The sequence below is a fragment of the Halomonas sp. HG01 genome (assembly GCF_000968715.2).
In the GTDB taxonomy this organism is placed as follows: domain Bacteria; phylum Pseudomonadota; class Gammaproteobacteria; order Pseudomonadales; family Halomonadaceae; genus Halomonas; species Halomonas halophila.
In genome coordinates this window covers 2,433,047-2,457,041 of record NZ_CP022134.1, presented here as the reverse complement: position 1 = coordinate 2,457,041, position 23,995 = coordinate 2,433,047, and the positions used below count along the sequence as shown (strand labels likewise).

Sequence of the window (23,995 nt, the reverse complement as noted above, 5' to 3'; positions counted from 1 at the left end):
TATAGCGGCTGATAAGTGAGGACGGACCATGGCATGGGAGAGCCACTGAGGTGTTGAGCGGGCGAGGGAAGGGCCGGAAGGATGCCGAGACGCCGCTGGAGAGCGCGCGCCAGGCGTGCCGTGGGTCGTTGCTGTGGGTGGCGGGTTTCAGCCTGTGTCTCAACGTGCTGTTGCTGACGCCCGCGCTGTACATGCTGCAGGTGTACGACCGTGTGATCACCTCGGGCAGCGAAGCGACCCTGCTGATGCTGACGCTGCTGGCGGTCTTCCTGTTCGTGGTGATCGGCGGGCTGGAGTGGGTGCGAGCGGGCGTGCTGGTGCGCCTCGCCAATCGCCTCGACGAGCGGGTCGTCGAACCCCTGCACGCGGCGATGTTCCGTCGCGGTCTGCGTCAGGCGGGCGGGCAGGGGGCCGGGCCGCTGGACGATCTCGCCAGCCTGCGTCAGGGGCTGGCGGGAGGTGCGCTGCTGGCCTTCTTCGATGTGCTCTGGGTGCCGGTCTATCTGGCCCTGCTGTTCCTGTTCGATCCCTGGTTCGGTGTCTTCGCTGCCGTGGCCGGCCTGTTGCTGCTGGCGCTGGTGGTCACCAGCGAAAAGGCCACCCGTGGCTGGCTGGAGGGGGCCGAGCAGGAGATGGCGGCCTCCCGTCAGCGGGCGGCGGAGAACCTGCGCAACGCCGAGGCCCTCGAGGCCATGGGCATGCTGCCGAGCATCGCCGGGCGCTGGCTGTCGCATCATCGCCGCGGGCTGTGGCAGCAGTCGAGGGCCAGCGACCGGGCGGCCATGTTGTCGAGCCTCACCCGAGCGCTGCGGCTGCTGCTGCAGTCGATGATCCTGGGGCTCGGTGCCTGGCTGGTGCTCGAGGAGCGCATCAGCGCCGGCATGATGATCGCCGGTTCCATCCTGCTGGGCCGCGTGCTGTCGCCGGTCGATCAGCTGGTCGGCAGCTGGCGCAGCGTTGTCGCGGCCCGGGCCGCCTATCGTCGTCTCGAGGTGATCTTCCGCGAGGCGCCGCCGCTCGCGCCTCCCATGTCGCTGCCGGCTCCCCGCGGGCGGCTGACGCTGGAGGGCGTGACCGCCGGGCCGCCGGGCGGACAACGGCCCATCCTGGCCGGCATCGATCTCGATATCGCCCCGGGGCAGCAGGTCGGCATCATCGGCCCCAGCGCCGCCGGCAAGTCGACCCTGGCGCGCCTGGCGCTGGGCGTGTGGCCGGCCCAGGAAGGATGCGTGCGGCTGGACGGCGCCGATATCGCGCGCTGGGATCGTGGAGCCCTGGGGCCACACCTCGGCTACCTGCCCCAGGACGTCGAACTGTTTGCCGGCACCATCGCGGAGAACATCGCCCGCTTCGCCGAGGTCGATGGCGAGCGGGTGATCGCGGCGGCGCGCCGCGCCGGGGTGCACGACATGATCCTGCGGCTGCCCGAGGGCTACGATACCTGGCTGGCGCCGGGCGGCGGTCTGCTCTCCGCCGGCCAGCGCCAGCGCATCGGCCTGGCGCGGGCGCTGTATGGCGATCCGGTGCTGGTGGTGCTCGACGAGCCGAATGCCAACCTGGACCATCGCGGCGAACAGGCCCTGGCCGAGGCCATGGAGGCCTTGCGGCGGGACGGCGTGACCCTGCTGGTGATCAGCCACCGTAGTGGCGTGCTGAAGCGGGTCGACCGACTGCTGGTGCTGGACGACGGCCGGGTGCCGCTGTTCGGCCCGCGGGATCGAGTGCTGGAGCGAATGGCGACCCGGCGACAGGGACGCCGCGAAGCGACCGGTCAGGGAGGCGCCCATGCAGCCGACTCATGATGACCCTCGGCCGCCGGTCGACGACCGCCGGTATCGCCTCGCGGGGCTGGCGCTGGTGCTGGTCTGCGTGCTCGGCTTCGGCGGCTGGGCGGTCTCGGCCGAGCTGGCCGTGTCGGTGATCGCCCCCGGCCGTGTCGAGGTGGCCTCGTTCAAGAAGACGGTGCAGCACCTCGAGGGCGGCATCGTGCGACGCATCGCGGTCGAGGAGGGCGATCGCGTCGACGAAGGACAGACGCTGCTGGTACTCGACCCGACCCAGGTCGAGTCGCGGCTGCAGATCGCGCGTTCGCAGTTCCTGATCAATCGCGCCGCCGAGACCCGGCTGATGGCCGAGCAGGCCGGCGACGAGCGTCTGACGTTTCCCGACGAGCTGGCCGACGCCGACTCGCCGCGCATCGCGCAGCTCAAGGCGGTGCAGCGCGGGCTCTTCCTGTCGCGGCGCGAGGCCCTGGAGGGAGCGCTGGCATCGCTTGAGGAGCAGAGCGAGCAGTTGCTTCAGCGCATCGAAGGGCGCCAGGCGATGATCCGGGTCAGCCGCGAGCAGCTCGCCTCGCTGCGTGAGGACGCCGAGGCCTATCGCTCGCTGTTCAAGGACGGGCTGGGCGACAATCGCCGGCTGAGAGAGCTGGAGCGCGAGGTGCTGCAGTATCAGGGCGAGATCGAACAGCATCGCACCGAGATCGCGCGGCTGAGATCGCAGATCAGCGAGAACGACCTGAAGAAGCGGGTGCGCGTCGAGGAGTTCCGCCAGGAGGTGGGCGAGCGCCTGCGCGAGACCCGGCGCCAGATCGCCGACGCCGAGGAGCGCATGACCGCGCTGCGCGACCAGCGTCGCCGCACCGTCGTCGAGGCGCCGGCCGCGGGCACCGTGGTCGGCCTGGTGGTGCATACCCGCGGCGCGGTGATCGAGCCCGGCACCACGCTGCTGGAGATCGTCCCGGGCGGCGGGGATTTCGTGGTCGAGGCCCGGGTCGACGACCGCGACATCGACGGCGTCTATCCCGGCCAGTCGGCGGAGATCCGCTTCAGTGCCTTCAACCGTCGCCGTTCGAAACTCCTCGACGGCACGGTGCAGCGGGTGTCCGCCGACAGCTTCACCGACGAGCGCAGCGGCCAGCGCTACTACGAGATGCGGGTTCGGGTCAGCGAGGCGGAGCGTCAGTCGATGCCCGAAGCGATGCGGCTGCAGGCGGGCATGCCCGCCGAGGTGCGGCTGCAGACCGCCAGTCGCACCTTCGCCAGCTACCTGGCCAAGCCGGTGACCGACATGCTGGCCCGGGCCATGCGGGCCGACTGAGCCGGATCGCTTCAGTCCGCCCAGCTCAGCCGGCCCGGTCGCCATCAGGCGTGCCGCGGCGTCGAGGCAGGCCGATCATGGCCAGGAACACCGGGGCGCCGGCCAGCAGGTAGCAGTGGAAGGTGACGAAGCGCCAGATCACGATGGCGGCCCCGGCGGTGGCCTGGCCGACCAGCGGGATCAGCAGCATGCCGGTGCCGAGTTCGGCGGCGCCGGTGCCGCCGGGCAGCAGGCTCAGCTGGCCGGCCGCCATCGACAGCATCTGCACCAGGAAGGCCCAGCTCCAGGCCACGTCGGCGCCCAGGCCGGCAAGCGCCAGGTAGAGCAGGCTGTAGCGCGTCAGCCAGTGGGCGGCGCAGCTGGCCATGGCCAGCATCAGCACCGGGCGGGGCAGGGCCAGGGTGGCGACCAGCGCCTGGCGAAAGCCGAGCAGTCGCCGGGCCAGGCGAGGGCGCCGCTTCCGCGATGCTCCTAGACGGCGCAGCAGCGCCGGCAGATGTCGGATCAGCATCGCCCCCGTCGCCAGCAGCAGGAGCAGGGCGACGATGGCGGCGACCAGCAGCCACTGATGGGGCCAGGGCACGGCCGTGGCCAGCGACACCAGTACCAGGGTGGTCAGCGCGGACAGGAAAAACAGCAGGTCGCAGCACTGGTCGACCATGAACACCGCCGAGGCCCGGGAGGGGCGCAGCCCGCGTCGGGCCAGCAGCGCGAGCAGGGTCGGCAGCCCGCCGCTGCCGCCCGGGGTGGCGCAGATGGCGAACTCGGTGGACATCACCATCCCCAGGGCGCCGCGCTGGCCGAGCGGGCCGGCACGGCCCGCCAGCAGCAGCCTCAGGCGCAGGGCGTTGAGGTTCCAGCACAGCACCACCAGCGCCAGCATTCCCGCCAGCCTGCCCGGCGGAAAGTCGCCCAGCGCCGTCAGCGCGTCGCGGCCGCCGATCATCAGCGGCACGGCCAGGGCCAGCACCAGCGCCGCGGCCAGCCACCCGCCGTAGTGTCGGCGACGCTCAGCCATGCCTCAGCGCTGCGCGCTCGCCGGGCATGAGGGTGGCGTAGTAGCCGAGCAGGTCGTCGATCACCCGGTTCCAGTGGAAGCGACGCTCCACCTGTCCGCGGGCGTGCCGGCCGCCGGCAGCGACGTCGTGGTCGAACAGGGCCTCGACCGCCTCGGCCATGGCGCCGTCGTCGTGGGGCGTGCACAGGAGCCCGCCGCCCAGCGGCACGTTCTCGATCAGCGCCCCGGCCCGGGCGGCCACCACCGGCAGGCCGCAGGCCATGGCCTCCAGCGCCACCAGGCCGAAGGTCTCGCGGGTGCCGGCGTGCAGCATGGCGTCGGCGCAGGCCAGCGCCCGGGCCACCTCGCGGCGATCGCAGTAGCGCGAGATGACGGTCACGTTGTCGGGCACTCGGGTCGGCATCCCCGGGCCCATCAGCAGCAGGTGATAGGGCTGCCCCAGGCGCCGGAGGGTGCGCAGCAGCACGTCGACGTTCTTCTCCCTCGAGTAGCGCCCGGCGAAGACCAGCAGCCGGGTGTCGGCGGGCAGCCCCAGCGAGGCCCGCCAGGCCGGATCGGCGCGGTCGGGGTGGAAGGTGTCGAGGTCGACGCCCAGCGGCTGCACGCGCACGTTCTCCACGCCCCACTCGGCCAGTCGCTCGGCCATGGCCCGGCAGGGCGCCATCACGCCGTCGAAGCGGCCGTAGAGATCGCGCACGTAGCGCTCCAGGCGCCGGCGCACCGCGCCGCCGAAGCGATCGCCCATCAGTCGTGGCAGGTCGGAGTGGTAGAAGCCGACCACCGGCACGCCGAGGCGCTGGCCGGCCTCCAGCGCAGCCCAGGGCGTGACGTAGGGGTCGCCGGCCTCGATCAGGTCGGGGGCGAGCTCCAGCAGCCGCTGGCGCCAGGGGGAGCGGCGCAGCGGGAAGCGGTAGCCCTGGCCCAGCGGCAGGCGCATCGCCGGCAGGGTATGGCAGTCGTCGAGGGCGTCGCGCTCGGCGCCGGGCACGAGCAGGGTCGAGCGCAGACCGGGAGTCTCGGCGATCCGGCGGTGCTTGGCCTGGAGATAGGTGCGCACGCCGCCGCTCGAGGGGGCGTGGAACATGGTGACGTCGGCGATATGCAAAGGGTCCCTCCCGCGCGGGCCGATGGTTCCACCATCACGTTACGCGGGCTTTGCGACAGTTCGACGACATGGGCCGGGAACGCGAGCACGGGAGTACGGAAGCGGGGCTCTGAAACGCAAAACGGCGGCCCGAGGGCCGCCGTTTCACGTGCGAGGGATCGTGCGGGGAGGGCGCTTACTCGGCCGGGCGGCCGACCAGCGAGCGGGTCTCCTCGCGGGCCTCGGTCAGGGCCACGCGGATCACGTCGCCGAGCTTGTAGCGCTCGACGCCCTCGATCTGGATGCGGCCGTCCTTGTCGTCGATCGCCACCTTGTCGCGGTCGCTGTGCATCAGCGGGGCCGGGATGAAGGCGGTGGCGCCGTTGGCGGTCAGGCGCACGCGCATGCCGCCGCGGTTGATGGCGATGATCTCGGCCTCGAAGCTCTCGCCCGCCTCGGCGGACGGCGTCAGGTAGCGCACGTAGAGCCAGTCCTTGACGTCGCGCTCGGCCAGGCGGTTGAGGCGGCGGCGCTCGGTGAGCTGCTCGGTGAGTGCCTGGCTGGCTTCGGCCGGGGCCTGCTCGCCCTTGAGCACGCGCTTGATCAGGCGGTGGTTGACCATGTCGCCGTACTTGCGGATCGGCGAGGTCCAGGTGGCGTAGGCGTCGAGCCCCAGGCCGAAGTGCGGACCGGGCTGGGCGGACATGTTGGTGAAGCCCTGGAAGCGGCGCAGACGCGCGTCCAGCCAGGCGTCCTCGCGGCCCTCGAGCTCGCGCTTGAGCTCCCTGTAGCGGGGCAGCTCGGTGAGTGCCTCGAGCTCGACCTGGATCTCCTGGCCGGCCAGGAATTCCTGGGCCGCCTCGGCCTTGTCGGCCTCGAAGGCGCGATGGACATTGAAGATGCCGTGGCCCACGTGTTGGCTCAGCAAGTCGGCGCAGCAGGCGTTGGCCGCGATCATCGATTCCTCGATCATGCGGTTGGCGATGCGGCGCTCCTCGGTGCGGATGCCCAGCACGTTGCCGGCCTCGTCGAGGTCGAACACGTAGTCCGGACGGTCCTTGAACACCAGGGCGTGCTTGGCGCGCCAGTCGGCGCGGGCCTCGGTCAGCTCGCGCAGCGCCTCGAGCTGCTCGCCGATGGCCTCGGACGGCGCCCAGTCGCCCTGGCCCTCGAGCCAGTCGGAGACGTTGTCGTAGACCAGTTTGGCGTGGGAGCGCGCGGTGGCGGCGAAGAAGCGGTACTCGCCCAGGCTACCGTCGGCCTCGATGTTCAGCGCGCAGGCCAGCACCGGGCGGTCGCGGTCTTCCCACAGCGAGCACAGGTCATCGGCCAGCGCCTCGGGCAGCATGGTGACGTTCTGGCCCGGCAGATAGACGGTGAAGGCGCGGGTGCGGGCCTCCAGGTCGGCGGCGTGACCTTCCTCGACGTAGGCGGTCGGGTCGGCGATGGCCACGTTCAGGGTCCAGCCGCCGCCCTCGCGACGCTCGACGCGCAGGGCGTCGTCCATGTCGCGGGTCTTCTCGCCGTCGATGGTGAAGAACGGCTCGGCGGTCAGATCCTCGCGCTCGAGGCCCTCGTCGCGCAGCGGCCAGTCGTCGCCGGCGTCCGGGCATTCCTGCTCGAGGGCGTGGCGCGCCAGGGTCACCCGCCAGGGCACCGCCGGGTTGTCGGTCTTGGCCACCAGCTCATCGATCTGGGTGAAGAAGCCGCGGTCCTCGGGCTTGAGCGGGTGACGCACCAGGCGCACCACGACCCAGTCACCTTCGCCGAGGCTCGCCTCGTCGAGGCTGCGCTTGACCCGGGCCTTCAGCGGGGCATTCATCGACGGATGATCGGGGATCACCGACAGGCGCCCGTCGCGCTTCTTCACGCGGGCGATGAAGCGTTCCATGCCGCTCTCGATCAGAGTGTCCGGCTCCACGGACTTCTTCTCGCCCTCCTCGTGGAGGATGGCTTCGACACGGTCGCCGTGGAGCACCTGCTTCATGGCGGGGGGCGGCACGAAGTAGGAGTCGCCGTCGTCGGTCTCGAGGAAACCGAAGCCGCGGTCGGTGGCCTTGATGACCCCTTCGACGCGGGGCGTGTTGTCGCGGATCTGTTGCTTGAGCTGAGCAAGCGCCGAGTTGTTCTGCAGCATGGTCACGATCGATTGGCGGGATAGGGGGGTCACTATACGGATTCCGCCAGCCGGCGCCAATCGGGCGGCGAGCAATCGTCGCCGGGGGTGTGGCGAGGCCGGGTGAGCCCGCGACGCGGAGCCGATAGAATGGGCGCACACTCTTTGCAGCGGAGGGCGCCGCCCATGTCGGCCCATCTCATCGTCAGCGACCTCGACGGCACCCTGCTTGGCGCGGATCACGCCCTGGCGGACGATACCGTGGCCACCCTGCGCGCCCTGGCGGCGCGCGGCCACCACATCGCCCTGGCCTCGGGGCGCCACTATCGCGACATCCTGGCGTTTCGCGACCGCCTGGGGGTGGACGCCCACATCATCAGCACCAACGGCGCCTACACCCACGCGCCCGACGACAGCCTGCTCGAGGCGCGCCACGTGCCGGCCGAGCTGGCCCGGGAGCTGATCGACCTGCCGCGCCCCGACGCCGTGCGCCTGAACCTCTATCACGACGACGAGTGGGTGATCGACGCCGAGGCGCCGACGCTGCTGGCGCTGCATGCCCACACCGGCTTTGGCTACCGAGTGGTGGCGCCGGAGCGGCTGGCCGCCGAGGGCGTCGGCAAGGTGCTCTACATCGGCGAGCCCGGGCACCTGGCCGAGCTCGAGGGTGAGGTGCGTCGCCGCGCCGGCGAGCGGCTGCACGTGACCTATTCGATGGGCAACTCGCTGGAGATCATGGCCGAGGGCGTCAACAAGGGCACCGCGCTGACGGCGCTGCTCGGCCGGCTCGATCTCCCCGCCGAGCGCTGCCTGGCGTTCGGCGACAACCTCAACGACACCGAGATGCTGGCGCTGGCCGGCGAGGCCCACATCATGGCCAACGGCCATCCCGAGCTGGACGCGCGCCTGCCCGGGGCGCGTCGCATCGGCCATCACGACGAGGCGGCCGTGGCGCGCCATCTGGCCGAGCGCTTCGCCCTCTAGGCGGGGGCAGGAGAACGAACGAGAGAGACAGGGCGTTGCCACCATGGTGGTATCGCCCGTCTCGCGCCGGGCGGCCATCCTTGAGGAACACGTCGTCGGGAGGCGCCATGAACGTCCACGATCCGGCCTTTCTCGAGACCCAGGTCCGCCGCACCATGGCCTTCTATCATCCCCGCGCCATCGATCCCCACGGCGGCTTCTACCACTACCTGCTCGATGACGGCGCCATCCTCGATCACGACCATCGCCACCTGGTCTCCAGCGCCCGCTATGTGGTGACCTATGCCCGCCACGCCCGTCACGGCGGCGGCGACGAATACTGCCACTGGGTGCGCCACGGGCTCGCCTATCTGGAGAAGGCGCACTTCCAGACGGCGACCCAGGGCTATGCCTGGACGCTGGACAGCGGGATCGTGGAGGACGACACCCATCACTGCTACGGACTGGTCTGCGTGCTGCTGGCCTACGCCGAAGCGCTGCGGGCCGGCATCGACGAGGCCCGGCACGGTCTCGAGGCCACCCATCGGCTGCTGCAGCGGCGCTTCTGGGAGTCGCGCTGGCAGCGCTTCGCCGATGAGGCCGACCGTCACTGGCGGCTGTCACCCTATCGGGGCCAGAACGCCAACCTGCACGGCTGCGAGGCCCTGCTCGCCGCCTTCGAGGCGACGGGAGCGAGTGGCTATCTCGACCAGGCGCTGGCCATCGCCCGGGCCCTCACGCTGGCCGGCCGCGACCATCGGGACGGCTGGATCTGGGAGCATTACGACGCCCGGTGGCAGCCCGACTGGGACTATCACCGCAACGAGCCCGCTCACCTGTTCCGTCCCTGGGGCTATCAGGTCGGCCACCAGGCCGAGTGGGCCAAGCTGCTGGTGATGCTGGAGCGTCATCGCCCCGAGCCCTGGCTGCTGCCCGCCGCCGAGCGACTGTTCCTGTCCAGCGTGGCGGCGGGCTGGGATCGCACCCACGGCGGGCTGGTCGCCGGCCTCGATCCGGCGGGGCGGCTCAGCGACGGCGACAAGTATGACTGGGTGCAGGCCGAGAGCCTGGCGGCCGCGGCGCTGCTGGGCGTGCGCACCGGCCGGGCGGTCTACTGGCGCTGGTACGAGCGGCTGTGGGACTACAGCTGGCGCCACCTGATCGACCATCGCCACGGCGGCTGGTATCGCGTGCTGACGCCGGACAATCGGCGCTACTCGGACCTCAAGAGCCCGCCGGGCAAGGTCGACTATCACGCCATGGGGGCCTGCCAGGCCGTGATGGAGACCCTGGCACGTCGAGGGGGCTAGGCGAGTAGGCCCGTCAGTGCACGGTGACCACGCTGCACTCCGCCGCATGGCTGACCTTGTGCGACACGCTGCCGGTGAACAGGCCGCGCAGGTCGCTGAGGCCGCGGCTGCCCATCAGGATGGCATCCACGTTGCGGGCATCGGCCAGCTCGAGAATGGTGCGGGTGGGGTCACCGAAGCGCAGCTCGGGCTCGACGTGGCGCACGCCCCGGTCGCGGGCCTCCTCCGCGGCCGTGTCGAGCAGCTGCCGGGCGCGGCGTTCGCGTTCGTCCCGGGAGTCGGCCGCGGCCTCGCTGCCCACGCCCCACATCATCGGCGGGTCGTGGGGCGCGGCTTCGGGCACATGGAGCAGCAGCAGGCAGGCCTCCTGGCGGTCTGCCAGCAGCTGGCAGGCCAGGGAGAGCGCCTTTCGGGCGTGTGACGAGCCGTCGACGGGCACCAGGATCGTTCGAAACATGGCCAGCACCTCCGGGACTGAGAATACCGCCCCTTCAGCCTAGCCGTCCGATCGCCGGATGGCCCGTTGCCGGCCTGGGTCAGTGGACGGTGATCACCCGGCAGTCGGCGCCGTGGCTGACCTTGTGCGACACGCTGCCCACCACCAGGCCCTTGAGATCGCCGAGGCCGCGGCTGCCCATGACGATGGTATCGACGCCGTGCTCTTCGGCGGCGGCCAGGATCTTCTGGCTGGGGTCGCCGCGGGTCAGCACCGGCTTGACCTGTTCGACGCCCAGGGTCCTGGCCTCCTCGGTGGCGTGGTCGAGCAGGGCCTGGCCGACCTCGTCGCGCTTCTCCAGGGTCGATTCCATCGGCACCGCGCCGATGCCCCAGACCAGCAGCGGTTCGTGGGGCAGGGCCTCGGGAATGTGCAGCAGGATCAGCTGGCCGTCCTCCTGGCGGGCCAGCTTGCAGGCGACGCACAGCGCCACCCGCGAGTGCTCGGAGCCGTCGATGGGCACGAGGATGGTGTGGAACATGGGATCTCTCCTTGGCATGGCCGGGGGCATACCCTACAGCCTAGACCCCATCGGGCCGCCTGGGATGATCCTCATCAACGCTTGTCGTCCTGCTCGCGACGCTCCAGGCGCCGCATCCTGCCCCACAGCTCGCGGCGCAGGTCGGCGACGCGGGGCCGCTCGGCCTCGTCGAAGGCCAGCGGGCGGGTCAGCCGCTGGGCGCGCAGCCCCAGCCGTGCCCCTAGCAGGCCCACCGCCATGCCCTGGCCGGCTCGCGCCGAGAGGCGTCCGGCCAGGTTCAGCGACAGCCATTCCATGCCGGCCTCGCTGGCCAGCTCGCTGGCGCCGGCGAAGGCCATGTCGCGCAGCACCTGGCGAAACAGCCTCAGCCGCGCCGCATAGCCGAGCTCCAGGCCGTAGAGCCGGCAGAGTCGGTCGATCAGCGACAGGTGGCGCCAGGCCACCAGCGCCATGTCGACCAGGGTCAGCGGGCTCAGCGCCACCATCACCGCGGTCTCGCCGCTCATCCGCGAGATCAGCCGCCGCGCCTCGCGGTCCCGTGGGGCCAGCAGGTGGTGGGCCAGCAGGGCCTGGGTCTCGCGGCCGTCGTGGTGGGGCTCATGGGCGGCGAGAAAGGCCTGCCAGTGCGGATGGTCCTCATCCAGGCCCAGCTGGCGGCGCAGCTGGTCGGCGGTGGAGTGTGCCTGGCGGCTGGAGGCCTCCGGCAGCGCGCCGAGCGTCTCGCGCAGCCGCTCGTGGCGGCGAAGGCGACGCAGCCGCCACAGCTCCCGGGCCAGGGCACCGCCGCCGAGGCCGATGGCGCCGAGGCCCAGCAGCCCCCAGCCGAGGCCCAGCCAGTCGCCCTCGACCAGCGCTGCGGGCATCGACAGCGCGAGCTCGCCGGCGCCCAGGCCGAGCCCCGCGACCAGCAGCCCGAGCAGGCCCCAGCGGCGGCGCTTCGGCGGCGCCAGACCGGCGGTGACGGCGGCCTCGCTTTCGCCGGGAGCGGCGTCCGGCTCCGCCGGCGTCAGTGGATGATGGGCCTGCGTCGGATCGAACAGATGCTCCGGGGCCGGCGTTTCGGGCGCCTTCGGGGCGGGTTCGGTCTCCAGCGTGAAGCGCTGGGCGGGGCGCGGGTCGGATTCACGGGGCGCGGTCATGTCAGCTTGTCTCCGATCAGCCATTCCAGGGCGGCATCCAGGCGAATGTGCGGCAGGGCGCCGCCGGCGCGGGGCTGGGGGCGAAAGGCGGTGAAGGTGAAGCCCTGGCGGCGCCAGAAGCTGGCGTCGGGCAGGGTGGCCGGCACCTCGCCGGGAAACAGCAGCGTGTCCTCGCCCTCGAGGGTGGTGCCGCGCAGGACCGGCTGGCGCTGGCCGCGGTGGTCGACCTCGCGGGCCTCGGTGGCGCGGATCGCGGCCAGGCTCAGGGCGCGCACCGGCACGTCGGCGAAGCGCAGATCCTTGAGCGGCTCGGCCAGCAGCGCCTGGAGCAGCCCGGTGAGGCGCGGATGCTGCTCGGGGGTCACGTGGTCGGCCTTGGTGGCGGCGATGGCCAGGCGGTCGATGCGCGGGGCGAACAGCCGCGAGAGCAGGCTGCGTCGGCCGTAGTCGAAGCTCTGCATCAGCCGCGTCAGCGCCCGCGACAGGTCCTCGAAGCGCTCGGGGCCGGCGTTCAGCGCGCCCAGCACGTCGACCAGCACGATCTGGCGGTCGAAGCGCCGGAAGTGATCGCGGTAGAACGGCTTGACGATGTGCTGCTGGTAGTGGCGAAAGCGCCGCGCCAGGGTGGCGTAGAGGCTCTCGGGCGGCAGCTGCGCCAGCACGGCCGGATCGGCCTCGTCGAGCCCCGGCAGGGGAAAGAACTGCAGTACCGGGGCGCCTTCGAGCTCGCCGGGCAGCAGGAAGCGGCCCGGCTGCAGGTCCGAGAAGCCGGCCTCGCGGGCGGCCCGCAGGCCCTCGGCGTAGCGTTCGGCGATCTCGGCCAGGCGCGCCTCGTCGACTTCCTGGGCCGGGTCCAGGTCTGCCACCTCGCGCTGCCAGCCGGCAAACAGCGCGGCGCGCTCGCCGTCGAAGCGCTGGGCCCGGCACCAGCTGGCGAAGTCGTGTTCCAACAGCGGCAGGTCGAGCAGCCATTCGCCGGGATAGTCGAACAGGTCCAGCGTCAGCTGGCGGGTGTCGCCGCCGATCCAGCCGGGGCGGCTCGGGCGGTAGCGGATCGACAGGCGCAGCTCGCTGATGCCGCGGGTCGGCGCCGGCCACTGCGGCGGGTCGGCGTCTAGGGCGGCGAGTGCTCGGTCGAAGGGGAAACGCGGCACGCCGAGATCCTGCTGCTCGACCCGGCGGGCGCCCAGCAGTCGGCCTTCCCGCGCCGCGGGCAGCAGGTCCAGGCGGGCCTCGAGCCCGGCGTGGCGGAGCTGGTCGATCAGCGAGGTCAGGAAGGCGGTCTTGCCCGCCCGTGACAGGCCGGTGACCGCCAGGCGCAGCTGGCGGTCGCGGCCACGCTCGAGCAGGTCGCGTGTCAGGTTTCGGGGCATGGGGCGTCGCTCGGCATCCGTGTCAGCCCCTAATCTGCGGGCGGCGACGCCGGAAGGCAAGGCGGCGGGCGCCGAGCAGCGCCAGCGGCAGCAGGCACAGCGGGATCAGCAGCAGGTTGAGGCTCGCCCAGCCCAGCAGCGTCACCATCGGGCCGGCCAGCAGCGCAGTGATCGCCACGGTGGAGAACACCAGGAACTCGTTGGCGGCCTGGGTGCGGGCCTTCTCGGCCGGGGAGTGGGCCTCGGTGAGCAGCCCGGTGGCGGGCAGGAAGGCGAAGTTCCAGCCCAGGCCGAGCAGCACCAGCCCGGTGTGGAAGCCGGCGAGGCCCGCGTCGAACTGGGCGATCAGGGCGCTGGCCGCGAGCAGCAGGCAGCCGGCGGCGATCATCCGCGGGGCGCCGAAGCGGGCGCTCAGCCGTCCGGTGACGAAGGAGGGCAGGAACATCGCCACCACGTGCCATTGAATGGTGGTGGCCACGTGATCGAAGCCGTGGCCGACCTCGGCCATGGCCAGCGGCGTGGCGGTCATGGCCAGGTTCATCACCCCGTAGCCGACCATGGCGCTGACCACTGCCAGCAGGAACACCGGCTGGCGGACGATCTCGGCCAGCCGGCGCGGCTCGCCCTCGGCGGCATCCCGGCCGGGCTCGGGCAGGCGCACGCCGGCCAGCAGCGCCAGGGCCAGCAGGTAGAGGGCGCCGAGGCCCAGAAAGCTGCCCAGGTAGGGCACCTCGGCCAGGGCGTGGCTGTGGCGGGCCAGCCAGGGGCCGAAGAAGGCCGCCAGCACGCCGCCCCCCATCACCAGGCCGATGGCCCGGTCGCGGCCGCCCTCGGGGGCGGCCTCCACCGCGGCGAAGCGATACAGCTGGCCGAAGCCGATGCCGATGCCGATCAGCCAGGTGGCGAGCAGGAACAGACCGAACGCTTGGGCCTGGAGGGCGGCCACGGCCAGCCCGGTGCCGGCAAGCCCCAGCAGGTGGCCGAGCACGAAGCCGCGGCGCCGGCCCAGGCGCGCCATGATCAGCGAGGCGGGAATGGTGGCGCACATCAGGCCCAGCCACTGGGTCGCCACCGGGGCGGTGGACCAGGTCGGTGAGGGCGCCAGCTGGGCGCCGATCAGCGGCGACACGGCGATCAGCAGGATGTTGCCGCTGACCAGCAGGGCCTGGCACAGCGAGAGCAGCGTGACGGTCAGGGGCATGCGGTGGGCTCCTCGAGGGGGACGGTGCGGGCGCCGAAGCGCTCATGATAGACCGACGGCGGGACGCCGTAGCGGCGATGGAACAGGCGGCGCAGCTGTTCGGCGCCGCCCAGCCGCCACCGGGCGGCGAGGCGATCGAGCGGCGGGGCGGGATGGCCGTCGATCAGCTCTCGGCGGGCGCCCTCCAGGCGCAGCTGCGTCAGGTAGGCCCCGGGCGAGGTATCGAGGTGGCGCCGGAACAGCCGCGACAGATGGCGCGGGGTGACCGCCATCCGTGCCGCCATGCGCTCCAGGCGATGATCCCCGGCCGGGTCGGCGTGCAGGGCGTCGAGCAGTTCGCGCAGCGGGCCGCTGGTGCGCCGCTGGTGCGCGAGCGCTTCGCTGAACTGGGACTGGCCGCCCGGGCGATGCAGGAACATCACCAGCTCACGGGCGACGCGGCTGGCCAGCTCGCCGCCGTGGTCGGCCTCGACCAGCGACAGGGCCAGATCGATGCCGGCGGTCACCCCGGCGCTGGTGTAGCGGCCGCGGTCGGCGACGTAGAGCGCATCCGGCTCGACGCTCAGCGTCGGATAGGCCTGCGCCAGGGCCTCCGCGTGGCGCCAGTGGGTGGTGGCCCGGCGGCCGTCGAGCAGGCCAGCCCGGGCCAGCAGGAAGGCGCCGGTGCAGATGGCACCCAGGCGCCGGACGCGCGGGGCCATCTGGCGCAGCCCCTCGAGATGGTGCCCGGCCTTGCACTCGGCGAAGACGCCGCTGCCGCCGGCCACCAGCAGGGTATCCGGCGCGCCGCGGGCCGCCAGGCCCGCCCAGTCGAGGTCGGCCACCATGGCCAGGCCTCCGTTGGTGCGAAGCGGGCCCGGCGCGCGGGCGACCAGTGCCAGGTCGTAGAGCCGCCGGCCGGCGCAGTCGTTGGCGCTGGCGAAGACCTGCCAGGGGCCGCTGACGTCCAGCGCCTGGCAGTCGGGATAGGCGAGCAACGCCACGCGGCGCGGTGAAGCGCCGAGCAACGTTCTGTGGCGCGGCGAGGAAGCTTCGGACATCGGCGGGCTCCATGACGGGACGATGTCTGCAGTCTGGCGGCTGGTGGCGGTGTCCACAACGACCCGTTTCCCACCGATCAGGACATGGCGTGGCTCGAAACGACGACGCCCCGCACGGGGCGGGGCGTCGTCATGGGGCGGGGAAACCGGCGTGGCGTCAGGCGAAGGCCGCGTAGATGGCGATCACCAGCACCACCAGCGCGATGCCGGCGGGCACGGCGCCTTTCCACGGGGTCAGGTCGACGGCGCCGCTGTCCTCGTGGATCCAGGCCTCGGCCCGCGGGCGCAGCTTGCCGATCACCAGCATCGCCACCACCAGCAGCACGAAGACCGAGGCGACGAAGTGGAACTCGTGCATCACCTGCGGCAGCTGGTTGAAGGGCGGGATGAAGTAGCCGGCGAAGATCAGCAGGCAGCCGCCCACCAGGGCGATCTTGGCCGCCATGGCCGGCACGCGCTTGGTCAGCAGGCCGACCAGCACCACCGCCAGCAGCGGGATGAAGTAGATGGCGTTCATCTTCTGCAGGTAGCCGAACAGACTGTCCTGGCCGGCCAGCAGCGGCGCGATGGTCATGGCGATCAGCGCCATGATCCAGCCGAAGGTCTTGCTGGCGCGCACCACCTGTTCCTCGCTGGCGTCCTTGTTGAGCACGCCCTTGTAGAAGCCGAGGCTGAACAGGGTGGTGGTGGAGTTCAGCGCCGAGTTGAACGACGACAGGATGGCGCCGACCATCACCGCGGCGAAGAAGCCGGTGAGGTAGGGCGGCAGCACGTTGAACACCAGGTGGCCGTAGGCCTCGTCGGCCTGGATGCCCTGATCGGCGTACAGCTGATAGGCGATGATGCCGGGCAGCACCAGGTACAGCGGGCCGAGCAGCTTGAACAGGCCGGTCAGCAGCACGCCCTTCTGACCCTCGGCCAGGTTCTTGGCGGCGAAGGTACGCTGGATGATCTGCTGGTTGGTGGTCCAGTAGAAGACGTTGATCAGGAACACGCCGGTGAACAGGGTGGCGAAGGGCACCTGCTGATCCTCGCGGCCCATGGAGTTCAGACGCTCGGGCTGGGATTCCTTGAGGATCTCCCAGCCGGCCAGCACGCCGTTGCCGTCACTGACGGTCTGCAGGCCGAAGTAGACGATCACGAAACCGCCGATCAGCAGGCCGATGCCGTTCAGGGTGTCGGACACCGCGACGGTGCGCAGGCCGCCGAACAGCGCATAGACGGCGCCGATCAGGCCCACCAGCCACACGGTCAGCCACAGCAGGGTGGTGTCGGACTCGATGCCGGTCAGCCCGTGGAGGTCGAGCATGCCCTGCAGGCCCATGGCGCCGGAATAGAGGATGATCGGCAGCAGGATCACCGCATAGGCGAGCAGGAAGATCACGTTGGCGATGCGCTGGGTGCCCTTGTCGAAGCGGATCTCCAGCAGCTGGGGCACGGTGGCGATACCGCTTTTCAGGAAGCGCGGCAGGAAGAACAGCGCCAGCAGCACCAGGGCGATGACCGCGACCACTTCCCAGGCCATCACGCTGAGGCCGTCGGCGAAGGCGGCGCCGTTGAGGCCGACCATCTGTTCGGTCGACAGGTTCGTCATCAGCAGCGAGCCGGCGATCAGCGGGAAGGTCAGGCTGCGCCCGGCCAGGAACAGGCCGTTGGTGCTGGCGTGGTCGTCGCGGCGGGTGATCCGCCAGGTGACGAAGGCGACCAATCCTGTAAAGAACAGGAAGGAAGCGAGGGTGAGGGCGTGCATATCGGAAAAATCCTTAACGTCTGGCGCTCATTGGCGTTCTCGCCGCCGAGGGAAGAGATTATGTTGCTAACATTACGACAGTGACGAGGCAGTCTAGGGGACTGCCTTGCCGCCGCCATACGCCTTTCGTCTAACGGTTGGTAGTCCTTTTTCAGGAAGGCGGCATCACGCCGGCCGGCGTCGGCTCCGCCCAGCCGAAAAGCTGCGCCAGCAGCGGGGTCGCGGCGATCGCGAATCCTGCGACGGCCAGCAGCCGACCCAGCCAGCGATGCCGTGGCCGCCGGGCCAGGCTCAGCCCGCCGAGGCAGACGAGCAGGCCGACGATGTTGAAGGCATAGCCGAGCATCGAGATCAGCTGATAGGCGGTCATGGTGGCTCCGGGCGTCATGGGGCGTCGGTCGTTGTCGGGTATCGAGAGCGGGCTGCTATGCTGAGAGCATATCAGCCGGGGACGGGGCATGGCCCAGCCACAGGGAGGCGCGACGCCATGGCAGGCAGTAAGGCAAGCGACGTGCTCGCTTTCTGGTTCGACGAGCTGACGCCCGCGCAGTGGTTCCGCAAGGACCCTGAGCTGGACGCCGAGGTGCGGCGCCGGTTCGCCGAGATCCACGCAGCCGCTCGCCGCGGCGAGTTCGTCGAGTGGCGACGCTCGGCCACGGGGCGGCTGGCCGAGATCATCGTGCTGGATCAGTTCTCGCGCCACCTTCATCGCGACGGCCCCGAAGCCTTCGCCGCCGACGAGCAGGCGCTGGCGCTCGCCCGGGAGGCGGTCGCCGCCGGGGATGACGCCGCGCTCGCGGCGCGCGAGCGGGCCTTCCTCTACATGCCTTACATGCACAGCGAGTCGCTGGCCGTCCACGACGAGGCGGCGCGGTTGTTCGAGCAGCCCGGCCTGGAGGACAGCCTGCGCGCCGAGCGCCGGCACCGCGCTATCCTGGAGCGCTTCGGCCGCTATCCGCATCGCAATGCCGCCCTCGGGCGGCGTTCCACCGAGGAAGAGCGGGCCTTCCTGGCCCGGCCCGGATCATCGTTCTGAGCTTGCGTTATGACGCCGCATGTCGGCAGTCTGGCAGGCACATCCCAAGGAAGTGGAAAAGGAGACACCCATGAGCATCATCGCCTGGTTGATCATCGGCGGGCTGGCGGGCTGGATCGCCGGCAACATCATGCGTGGCGGCGGCTTCGGGCTGCTGGGCAATATCGGAGTGGGGGTCGTCGGCGCGGTGGTCGGCGGTGGCCTCTTCAATCTTCTGGGCCTGCAAGCGGGCGGCTTCATCGGCTCGCTGGTCACCGCCATCGTCGGCGCGGTGGTATTGCTGTGGGTGATCGCCAAGGTCAAGAAGGCCTGACCGGCAGCGCCCATCGAACCCGCAGGGTCACGCAGAAACACGCCGCCCGGCCGACTGGCCGGGCGGCGTGCATCTGGGGCTAGCACAGGATCAGGCGGTGGCGGCGGCCTGGCTGCCGACCACTTCCTTCAGGCACTCCTCGATGATGCCCAGGCCTTCCTCGAGCACCTCGTCCTCGATGGTCACCGGCATCAGGAAGCGGATGGTGTTGCCCCACAGGCCGCAGGACAGCAGGATCAGCCTCTTCTCGCGCGCCTTCTTGCACAGCGCGCCGGCCAGGTCGGCGTCCGGGCTGCCGTCGGCCGTGACCAGGTCGAAGGCGGCCATGGCGCCCAGGTGGCGGCCGTTGGCCACGCAGTCGAAGGCCTGCTCCCATTGGGTGAAGCGCTCGCCGAGCCTGTCGCCCAGGGCCAGGCTCTTGTCGAGGATCTGCTCTTCCTCGAACACCTCCAGCACCGCCAGCACTGCGGCGCAGGACACCGGGCTGCCGGTGTAGGTGCCGCCCAGCGAGTTGCCGCCGGAGGCGTCCATCACCTTGTCGGTGCCGACCAGGGCGGAGATCGGCATGCCGTCCGCCATGCTCTTGGCCATGGTGATGATGTCCGGCTCCACGCCGCTGTGCTCGATGGCGAACAGCTTGCCGGTGCGGCCGAAGCCCGACTGCACTTCGTCGACGATCATCAGCATGCCGTGCTCGTCGCACAGCTCGCGTACGGCCTTCAGGAAGCCCGGCGACGCCGCATGGAAGCCGCCCTCGCCGAGCACCGGCTCGAGCACGATGGCGGCGGTGTCCTTCGGATTGGCGTCGGTCTTCAGCGCCATCTTCAAACCGCGCAGCGCGTCATCGTCGCTGACGCCCTCGCTCGGCACCGGGTAAGGCGCGCGGAAGACATTGCCCGGCATGCTGCCGAAGTCGGTGGCGTAGGGCGCGACCTTGCCGTTCATGGCCATGGTCATGAAGGTGCGGCCGTGGTAGCCGCCGGTGAAGCAGATCACGTTGTCGCGGCCGGTGGCGGCGCGGGCCACCTTGACGGCGTTCTCCAGCGCCTCGGCGCCGGAGTTGGCGAGCATCACCTTGCCGTGACCGCGCACCGGGGTCACCTGGCTGAGCTTCTCGGCCACCTTCACGTAGCCCTCGTAGGGCATCACGGTCTGGCAGGTGTGCATCACCTTGTCCAGCTGGTCCTTGACCGCCTGCACCACCTTGGGATGGCGATGGCCGATGTTGAGCACGCCGATGCCGCCGGCGAAGTCGATGATGCGGTTGCCATCGGCGTCCCAGACCAGGGCGTTCTCGGCGCGGTCGGCAAACTGGGTGGCCGGGCTGGCGGCGCCGCTGGCGACGTAGCGCTGCTTGAGCTCGTTGAGTTGTGCGTTGTTCATGGAGACGACTCCTGTTGAGAGAGCGATAGGGCCTCAGAGCCCGCCGACACAGACGTATTTTAGTTCAGTGTATTCATCCAGGCCGTGACGCGAGCCCTCGCGTCCCAGGCCGGATTCCTTGACGCCGCCGAACGGCGCCAGCTCGGTGGAGAGCAGACCCTCGTTGACGGCGACCATGCCGTACTCCAGTCCTTCCATGGTGCGCCAGATGCGCTGGTAGTCGCGAGCATAGAAGTAGGCGGCCAGGCCGAACTCGGTGGCGTTGGCCATGGCGATCGCCTCCTCGTCCTCGTGGAAGCGGAACACCGGCGCCAGCGGGCCGAAGGTTTCCTCGGTGGCCACCTTCATCTCGGCGGTGACGTCGGCGACCAGGGTCGGCTGGAAGAAGGTGCCGCCCAGGCGGTGGGGCTCGCCGCCGCACACCAGCCGGCCGCCGTGCTCGAGGGCGTCGGCGATGTGTGACTGTACCTTGGCCACCGCCGCGTCATTGATCAGCGGCCCCTGGAGCACGCCCTCGTCCAGGCCGTTGCCGACCTTGAGCTCGGCCATGCGAGCTGCCAGCCTGTCGATGAAGGCGTCGTAGACGCCATCCTGCACCAGGAAGCGGTTGGTGCAGACGCAGGTCTGGCCGGCGTTGCGGAACTTGGAGGCGATGGCGCCTTCCACGGCGGCGTCCAGGTCGGCGTCGTCGAAGACGATGAAGGGCGCGTTGCCGCCGAGCTCCATGGAGGCCTTCTTGACGGTGCCGGCGCACTGGGCCAGCAGCCGCTTGCCGACCGGCGTGGAGCCGGTGAAGGAAACCTTGCGTACTCGCGGATCGGTGGTCAGCACCTCGCCGATCTCGGCCGGGCGGGCCGCGGTCACCACGTTGATCACGCCCGCCGGGAAGCCGGCGTCCTCGGCCAGCCTGGCCAGCGCCAGGGCGGTCAGCGGGGTGGCCTCGGCGGGCTTGATCACCACCGGGCAGCCGGCGGCCAGGGCCGGGGCGCACTTGCGGGTGATCATCGCCAGCGGGAAGTTCCAGGGCGTGATGGCGGCCATCACGCCGATCGGCTCGCGCATCACCAGGATGCGCTTGTCGGCGCCGTGGCCGGGCAGGGTCTCGCCGGCCACGCGCTTGGCTTCCTCGGCGTAGTACTCCACGAAGCTGGCGCCGTAGCCGACTTCACCGCGGGACTCGGCCAGTGGCTTGCCCTGTTCGCGGGTCATCAGCCGGGCCAGGGCCTCCTGGTGGGCCATGATGCGCTCGAACCAGCCGCGCAGCAGGGCGGCACGCTCTTTGGCGGCCAGGCGGCGCCAGGCCGGCCAGGCCGCCTCGGCGGCGGCCACGGCCTCACGGGCGTCGTCGGCGCTCAGGTCGGGGACCTCGGCCAGCACCTCGCCGGTGGCGGGGTCGGTCACGGGGAAGCGTCGCTCGGCGGCGCGCCACTGGCCGGCCACGTAGGCCTTGTCGATCAGCAGGTCGCTCGGGGATGTCATCGGCACTCTCTCGGCTGTCTCTCGCCATCGTTGGCACAAGGCGAGCTTGTGATGCGTTATGTTTTACGAGTGTGCATTATTTAGAACACGCCGCCAAGCCCCGGATCGACGTCTCTCCGAGTGATTTCGAGCATCGGCGCCGGCGGCGCTTTCCGTTACACTGTGTCGCCGAATTTCCCGCGGCGCTTCGGCGCCGTTCCGAACGTTTGCTTGTGTGGCGAGGTGTGCCTTGGTCGATCCCCTGAATGCCTGGTGGGCCCAGCAGCTGGTGCTGTGTGATTGGGCCTTCGCCCCCGATCCCCTGACGCTGGACGCCGAGGTGGCAGCGGCCCGCCTGGAAGGGCTCGGGGTCGTCGATCGCGGCGAGCTGGGATGGCGGCTGCTCGAGGCATTCGGAGGCGGTGGTGAGGCCGATCCGGCGCGTCTGCTCTCTGCCCTGGAACTGGCAGCCCTCGGCGGCGCCGCCGGCTGGCTCGGCGAGCCCCGAGCACGGGCCTGGGCACAGCGCCTGGCCGAAGAGATCGGTAGTCGCTATCACGGCCTGGAGGCGTGGCTGGATGCGCTGTGCCGGGCGCGTAGCGCCGTGGGCTGGGTCCAGGGCGATGACGGCTTCAGCGAGGCCTGCGAGGCCCTGGCCGCCCTCGAACACCAGGGCGAGGGCGTCACCTGGGAGATGATGCGCGAGTGGCTGGCCGATTCGCGCCCTGAACAGGCGCTGTGGCCCGACGATCCGGTCGACCGGGTCTGGCGGCTGCGCGCGGCCTTCAGCCCCGTGCTCGAGCCCCGGGCCGCGCCGCTCGATTGGCAAGGGCTCGAGGGCTGGCTGACCGAGGCCTGGCAGGTCCAGGGGCGCGACGAGCTGATTCGGGTGCTGCTGTGGCTGGCCTCCCAGGGCGACCGCCAGGCCTGGGACCTGGACGCCACCCGCCTGCTGTCGGCGGCGGACGAGGAACGTCGGGCCTGGTGGGAGGGCCTCGCGCCCCGCGACCAGTCCGCCGGCCGGGTGCTGTTGACCCTGGTCGAGAGCGGCGAGCCCCTGGAGTGGGCCGCCTGGGACTGGCTGCGCCTGATCGATCTGGCCTGGGCCGGCCTGTGCATGGGCTGGCTCGACGACGAGGAGGCGCGCCACTTCGCGCTGCACGGCGCCGACATGGCGATGCACCGTTACAGCGACTGGGTGGCGCTGGCCCGGGCTTACCAGCGCGGACGCAGCCTGTTCGAGGCCCGCGACCTGCGGGGGGCCTTCGACGTCGACTGGGCGCTGCTGCTGCAGTCGCCGGTCAGCCCCTGGCGCACGCCGCTGTCGGAGATCGTCGACGAGGCGCAGCTCGAGGCCTCGCGCCGGGCCATGCGCGACTGGCGTCGCGACCCTCGCCACTGGGTGCTGGCGCTGGCCGCGGTGCGCGAGCCGGAGCTGGCGCTGCGCCAGGGCGTGGCGCCGATGCTGCCGGAGGCGCGTCGGCAGGACGCCCGCCGCTACCTCGCCGAGACCCTCGACCTGCACGCCGACGAAGGCCCCGAGGCGCTCTCGCGATACTGGCTGCCGGCCCAGGCGCATCATCTCAATCAGCTGGCGGCGGACGGTGCCCACGGCGCCTTGCCGATCGCCGCCACGCCGTTCGGCCGTCCCGGCAGGCAGGATCTGGCCGCCCGGGATGCCCTGGGCCAGGCCAGCCGCCATGCGGCGACCATTCACATGGCCGAGAAGTACGCCTTCCACCTGCAGATGGCCATGGACAGCGGGCTCTTCGACGCCGCGCGGCTGTCCGAGCTCACCGCGGCCCTGCACGGCTCGCTGAGCCGTTTCTATACCAGCCCGCGGCGCCTGCTCGCGGCCTGGGCACAGTGGGAGGCGCTGCTGCCCGAGCCCGACCAGCCGTCGCTGGTGGCCGAGATCCGCTGGCACCAGGACGATCCCGGCAGCGTCTTCCACTGGCTGGACTGGAGCAGCGGCGAATGGCAGGAGCCCGGCCCGCGGCCGAGCCTGTCGCACTTCACCGCCATGGCGCTGGTGGGGCCGTTGAACAGCCCGGCCTGGAGCCTGCCCCAGCCGGAGAGCGAACGCGAGTGCGCCTCGATCCGCGAGTGGGTCGATGGTCACTACGCCCTGCATACCGCCGGCGAGCTGGCCGATTTCGTGGACTACCTGCTGGAGGCGGGCGATCGCCAGGAATACCAGATCAACTATGCCCCCTATACCCTCAATCGCGAACGACTGGCCTCGGAGATCGCCACCCTGGAATCCGGCGAGTGCAGCGAGGAGGAGCGTAACCACCTGCTGCGCCTGATCCGTGTGCGGGACGGCGAGGACGGCTGCAACGAGCTCGACATGACTGCCTGGGACCTGGCCCAGGCGGTGGATCTGGCGATCGCCGGTCGCCAGCTCGGTTGGCTCACCGAGGCCGACTTCCTGGCCTTCCTGGGCCGGGCCCACGCCCTGGCCGCGCGCCAGTACGGCGGCTGGGAAGAGTACGCCCGTGGCCTGCTTGCCGGCTTCTCCTTCTTCATGGGCGAGACGCCGGAGCGCGAGGCCTTCCTCAGCGGCTTCCGCCAGGCACTGGTGAGCTGGCTGTCCGCGGCGCCGCCCATGGCCGGCGCCTGGGCGAGCCTGGATTTCCCCGGTGCGCGCCCGCGTCACTGGGCGCCCATGCACGTGGATACGCTGCCCGGCGACGGCCGACAGCTGCATTAAACCCTTGTGCCGGTTATGATGC

20 protein-coding genes are annotated in these 23,995 nt (G+C 71.0%); 7 read left to right on the top strand and 13 right to left on the bottom strand.

Annotated features, from left to right (window positions below; all coding sequences use genetic code 11):
- Positions 1 to 50 precede the first annotated feature (50 nt).
- Both UN84_RS11605 and UN84_RS11600 read left to right on the top strand, forming a co-directional pair.
- Positions 51 to 1,802, top strand: a complete 1,752-nt coding sequence (locus UN84_RS11605; protein ID WP_237022316.1) for a type I secretion system permease/ATPase — start codon at positions 51 to 53, stop codon at positions 1,800 to 1,802.
- Complete coding sequence (locus UN84_RS11600) at positions 1,786 to 3,099, top strand: HlyD family type I secretion periplasmic adaptor subunit (RefSeq protein WP_046080040.1); 1,314 nt, start codon at positions 1,786 to 1,788, stop codon at positions 3,097 to 3,099. The genes UN84_RS11605 and UN84_RS11600 overlap by 17 nt, the downstream gene beginning before the upstream one ends.
- Positions 3,100 to 3,124: 25 nt before the next feature.
- On the opposite strand, the gene UN84_RS11595 is transcribed toward UN84_RS11600, so the two are convergent.
- The 3 genes from UN84_RS11595 to UN84_RS11585 form a co-directional block, all read right to left on the bottom strand.
- A complete protein-coding gene (locus tag UN84_RS11595) occupies positions 3,125 to 4,117 on the bottom strand; it encodes a lysylphosphatidylglycerol synthase transmembrane domain-containing protein (RefSeq protein ID WP_046080041.1) in 993 nt (330 codons plus the stop codon).
- Entirely contained in the window at positions 4,110 to 5,222 is a 1,113-nt protein-coding gene (locus UN84_RS11590) for a glycosyltransferase family 4 protein (RefSeq protein ID WP_046080042.1), read from the bottom strand. The genes UN84_RS11595 and UN84_RS11590 overlap by 8 nt, the downstream gene beginning before the upstream one ends.
- A 175-nt stretch (positions 5,223 to 5,397) precedes the next feature.
- Positions 5,398 to 7,338, bottom strand: a complete 1,941-nt coding sequence (locus UN84_RS11585; protein ID WP_046080043.1) for an exoribonuclease II — start codon at positions 7,336 to 7,338, stop codon at positions 5,398 to 5,400.
- 165 nt (positions 7,339 to 7,503) lie between these two features.
- On the opposite strand from UN84_RS11585, the gene UN84_RS11580 reads away from it, so the two are divergent.
- Positions 7,504 to 8,301, top strand: a complete 798-nt coding sequence (locus UN84_RS11580) for a Cof-type HAD-IIB family hydrolase (RefSeq protein WP_046080044.1) — start codon at positions 7,504 to 7,506, stop codon at positions 8,299 to 8,301.
- Between the two features lie 107 nt (positions 8,302 to 8,408).
- Entirely contained in the window at positions 8,409 to 9,590 is a 1,182-nt protein-coding gene (locus tag UN84_RS11575) for an AGE family epimerase/isomerase (protein WP_046080045.1), read from the top strand.
- Positions 9,591 to 9,603: 13 nt separating this feature from the next.
- On the opposite strand, the gene UN84_RS11570 is transcribed toward UN84_RS11575, so the two are convergent.
- The 8 genes from UN84_RS11570 to UN84_RS11535 all read right to left on the bottom strand — a co-directional run bounded on the left by UN84_RS11570 (position 9,604) and on the right by UN84_RS11535 (position 17,440).
- Entirely contained in the window at positions 9,604 to 10,047 is a 444-nt protein-coding gene (locus UN84_RS11570; protein WP_046080046.1) for a universal stress protein, read from the bottom strand.
- Positions 10,048 to 10,126: 79 nt separating this feature from the next.
- Positions 10,127 to 10,567 (bottom strand): universal stress protein, encoded by a 441-nt coding sequence (locus tag UN84_RS11565; RefSeq protein ID WP_035597241.1) that lies wholly within the window; start codon positions 10,565 to 10,567, stop codon positions 10,127 to 10,129.
- Positions 10,568 to 10,641: 74 nt separating this feature from the next.
- Entirely contained in the window at positions 10,642 to 11,706 is a 1,065-nt protein-coding gene (locus UN84_RS11560; protein WP_173835002.1) for a TIGR01620 family protein, read from the bottom strand.
- Complete coding sequence (locus tag UN84_RS11555; protein ID WP_046080049.1) at positions 11,703 to 13,079, bottom strand: YcjX family protein; 1,377 nt, start codon at positions 13,077 to 13,079, stop codon at positions 11,703 to 11,705. Before UN84_RS11555 ends, UN84_RS11560 begins: the two co-directional genes overlap by 4 nt.
- 22 nt (positions 13,080 to 13,101) lie before the next feature.
- Positions 13,102 to 14,280 carry an MFS transporter gene (locus tag UN84_RS11550; RefSeq protein WP_046080050.1) on the bottom strand — a complete coding sequence of 393 codons (1,179 nt, stop codon included), beginning with the start codon at positions 14,278 to 14,280 and terminating at the stop codon, positions 13,102 to 13,104.
- Positions 14,271 to 15,320, bottom strand: coding sequence for a GlxA family transcriptional regulator (locus UN84_RS11545; protein ID WP_046080051.1), 1,050 nt, complete (start codon positions 15,318 to 15,320; stop codon positions 14,271 to 14,273). The genes UN84_RS11550 and UN84_RS11545 overlap by 10 nt, the downstream gene beginning before the upstream one ends.
- A 157-nt stretch (positions 15,321 to 15,477) precedes the next feature.
- Positions 15,478 to 17,070 (bottom strand): solute:sodium symporter family transporter, encoded by a 1,593-nt coding sequence (locus UN84_RS11540; RefSeq protein ID WP_046080052.1) that lies wholly within the window; start codon positions 17,068 to 17,070, stop codon positions 15,478 to 15,480.
- A gap of 151 nt (positions 17,071 to 17,221) precedes the next feature.
- Positions 17,222 to 17,440 carry a hypothetical protein gene (locus UN84_RS11535; protein ID WP_046080053.1) on the bottom strand — a complete coding sequence of 73 codons (219 nt, stop codon included), beginning with the start codon at positions 17,438 to 17,440 and terminating at the stop codon, positions 17,222 to 17,224.
- 117 nt (positions 17,441 to 17,557) lie between these two features.
- Between UN84_RS11535 and UN84_RS11530 the strand changes: the two genes are divergently transcribed.
- Positions 17,558 to 18,106: a DUF924 family protein gene (locus UN84_RS11530; protein ID WP_046080054.1), complete on the top strand. Its 549-nt coding sequence runs from the start codon at positions 17,558 to 17,560 to the stop codon at positions 18,104 to 18,106.
- A 70-nt stretch (positions 18,107 to 18,176) separates the two neighbouring features.
- Entirely contained in the window at positions 18,177 to 18,419 is a 243-nt protein-coding gene (locus UN84_RS11525; protein WP_035595219.1) for a GlsB/YeaQ/YmgE family stress response membrane protein, read from the top strand.
- Positions 18,420 to 18,509: 90 nt separating this feature from the next.
- Here UN84_RS11525 and UN84_RS11520 read toward each other — a convergent pair whose 3' ends face one another.
- Positions 18,510 to 19,802: an aspartate aminotransferase family protein gene (locus UN84_RS11520; protein WP_046080055.1), complete on the bottom strand. Its 1,293-nt coding sequence runs from the start codon at positions 19,800 to 19,802 to the stop codon at positions 18,510 to 18,512.
- 33 nt (positions 19,803 to 19,835) lie between these two features.
- The gene (locus UN84_RS11515) at positions 19,836 to 21,281 is read right to left on the bottom strand and encodes an NAD-dependent succinate-semialdehyde dehydrogenase (protein WP_035595223.1); all 1,446 of its coding nucleotides are present in this window, start codon (positions 21,279 to 21,281) and stop codon (positions 19,836 to 19,838) included.
- Positions 21,282 to 21,510: 229 nt separating this feature from the next.
- Here UN84_RS11515 and UN84_RS11510 point away from each other — a divergent pair, with 229 nt between their 5' ends.
- Positions 21,511 to 23,973, top strand: a complete 2,463-nt coding sequence (locus UN84_RS11510; protein ID WP_046080056.1) for a DUF1266 domain-containing protein — start codon at positions 21,511 to 21,513, stop codon at positions 23,971 to 23,973.
- Positions 23,974 to 23,995 lie beyond the last annotated feature (22 nt).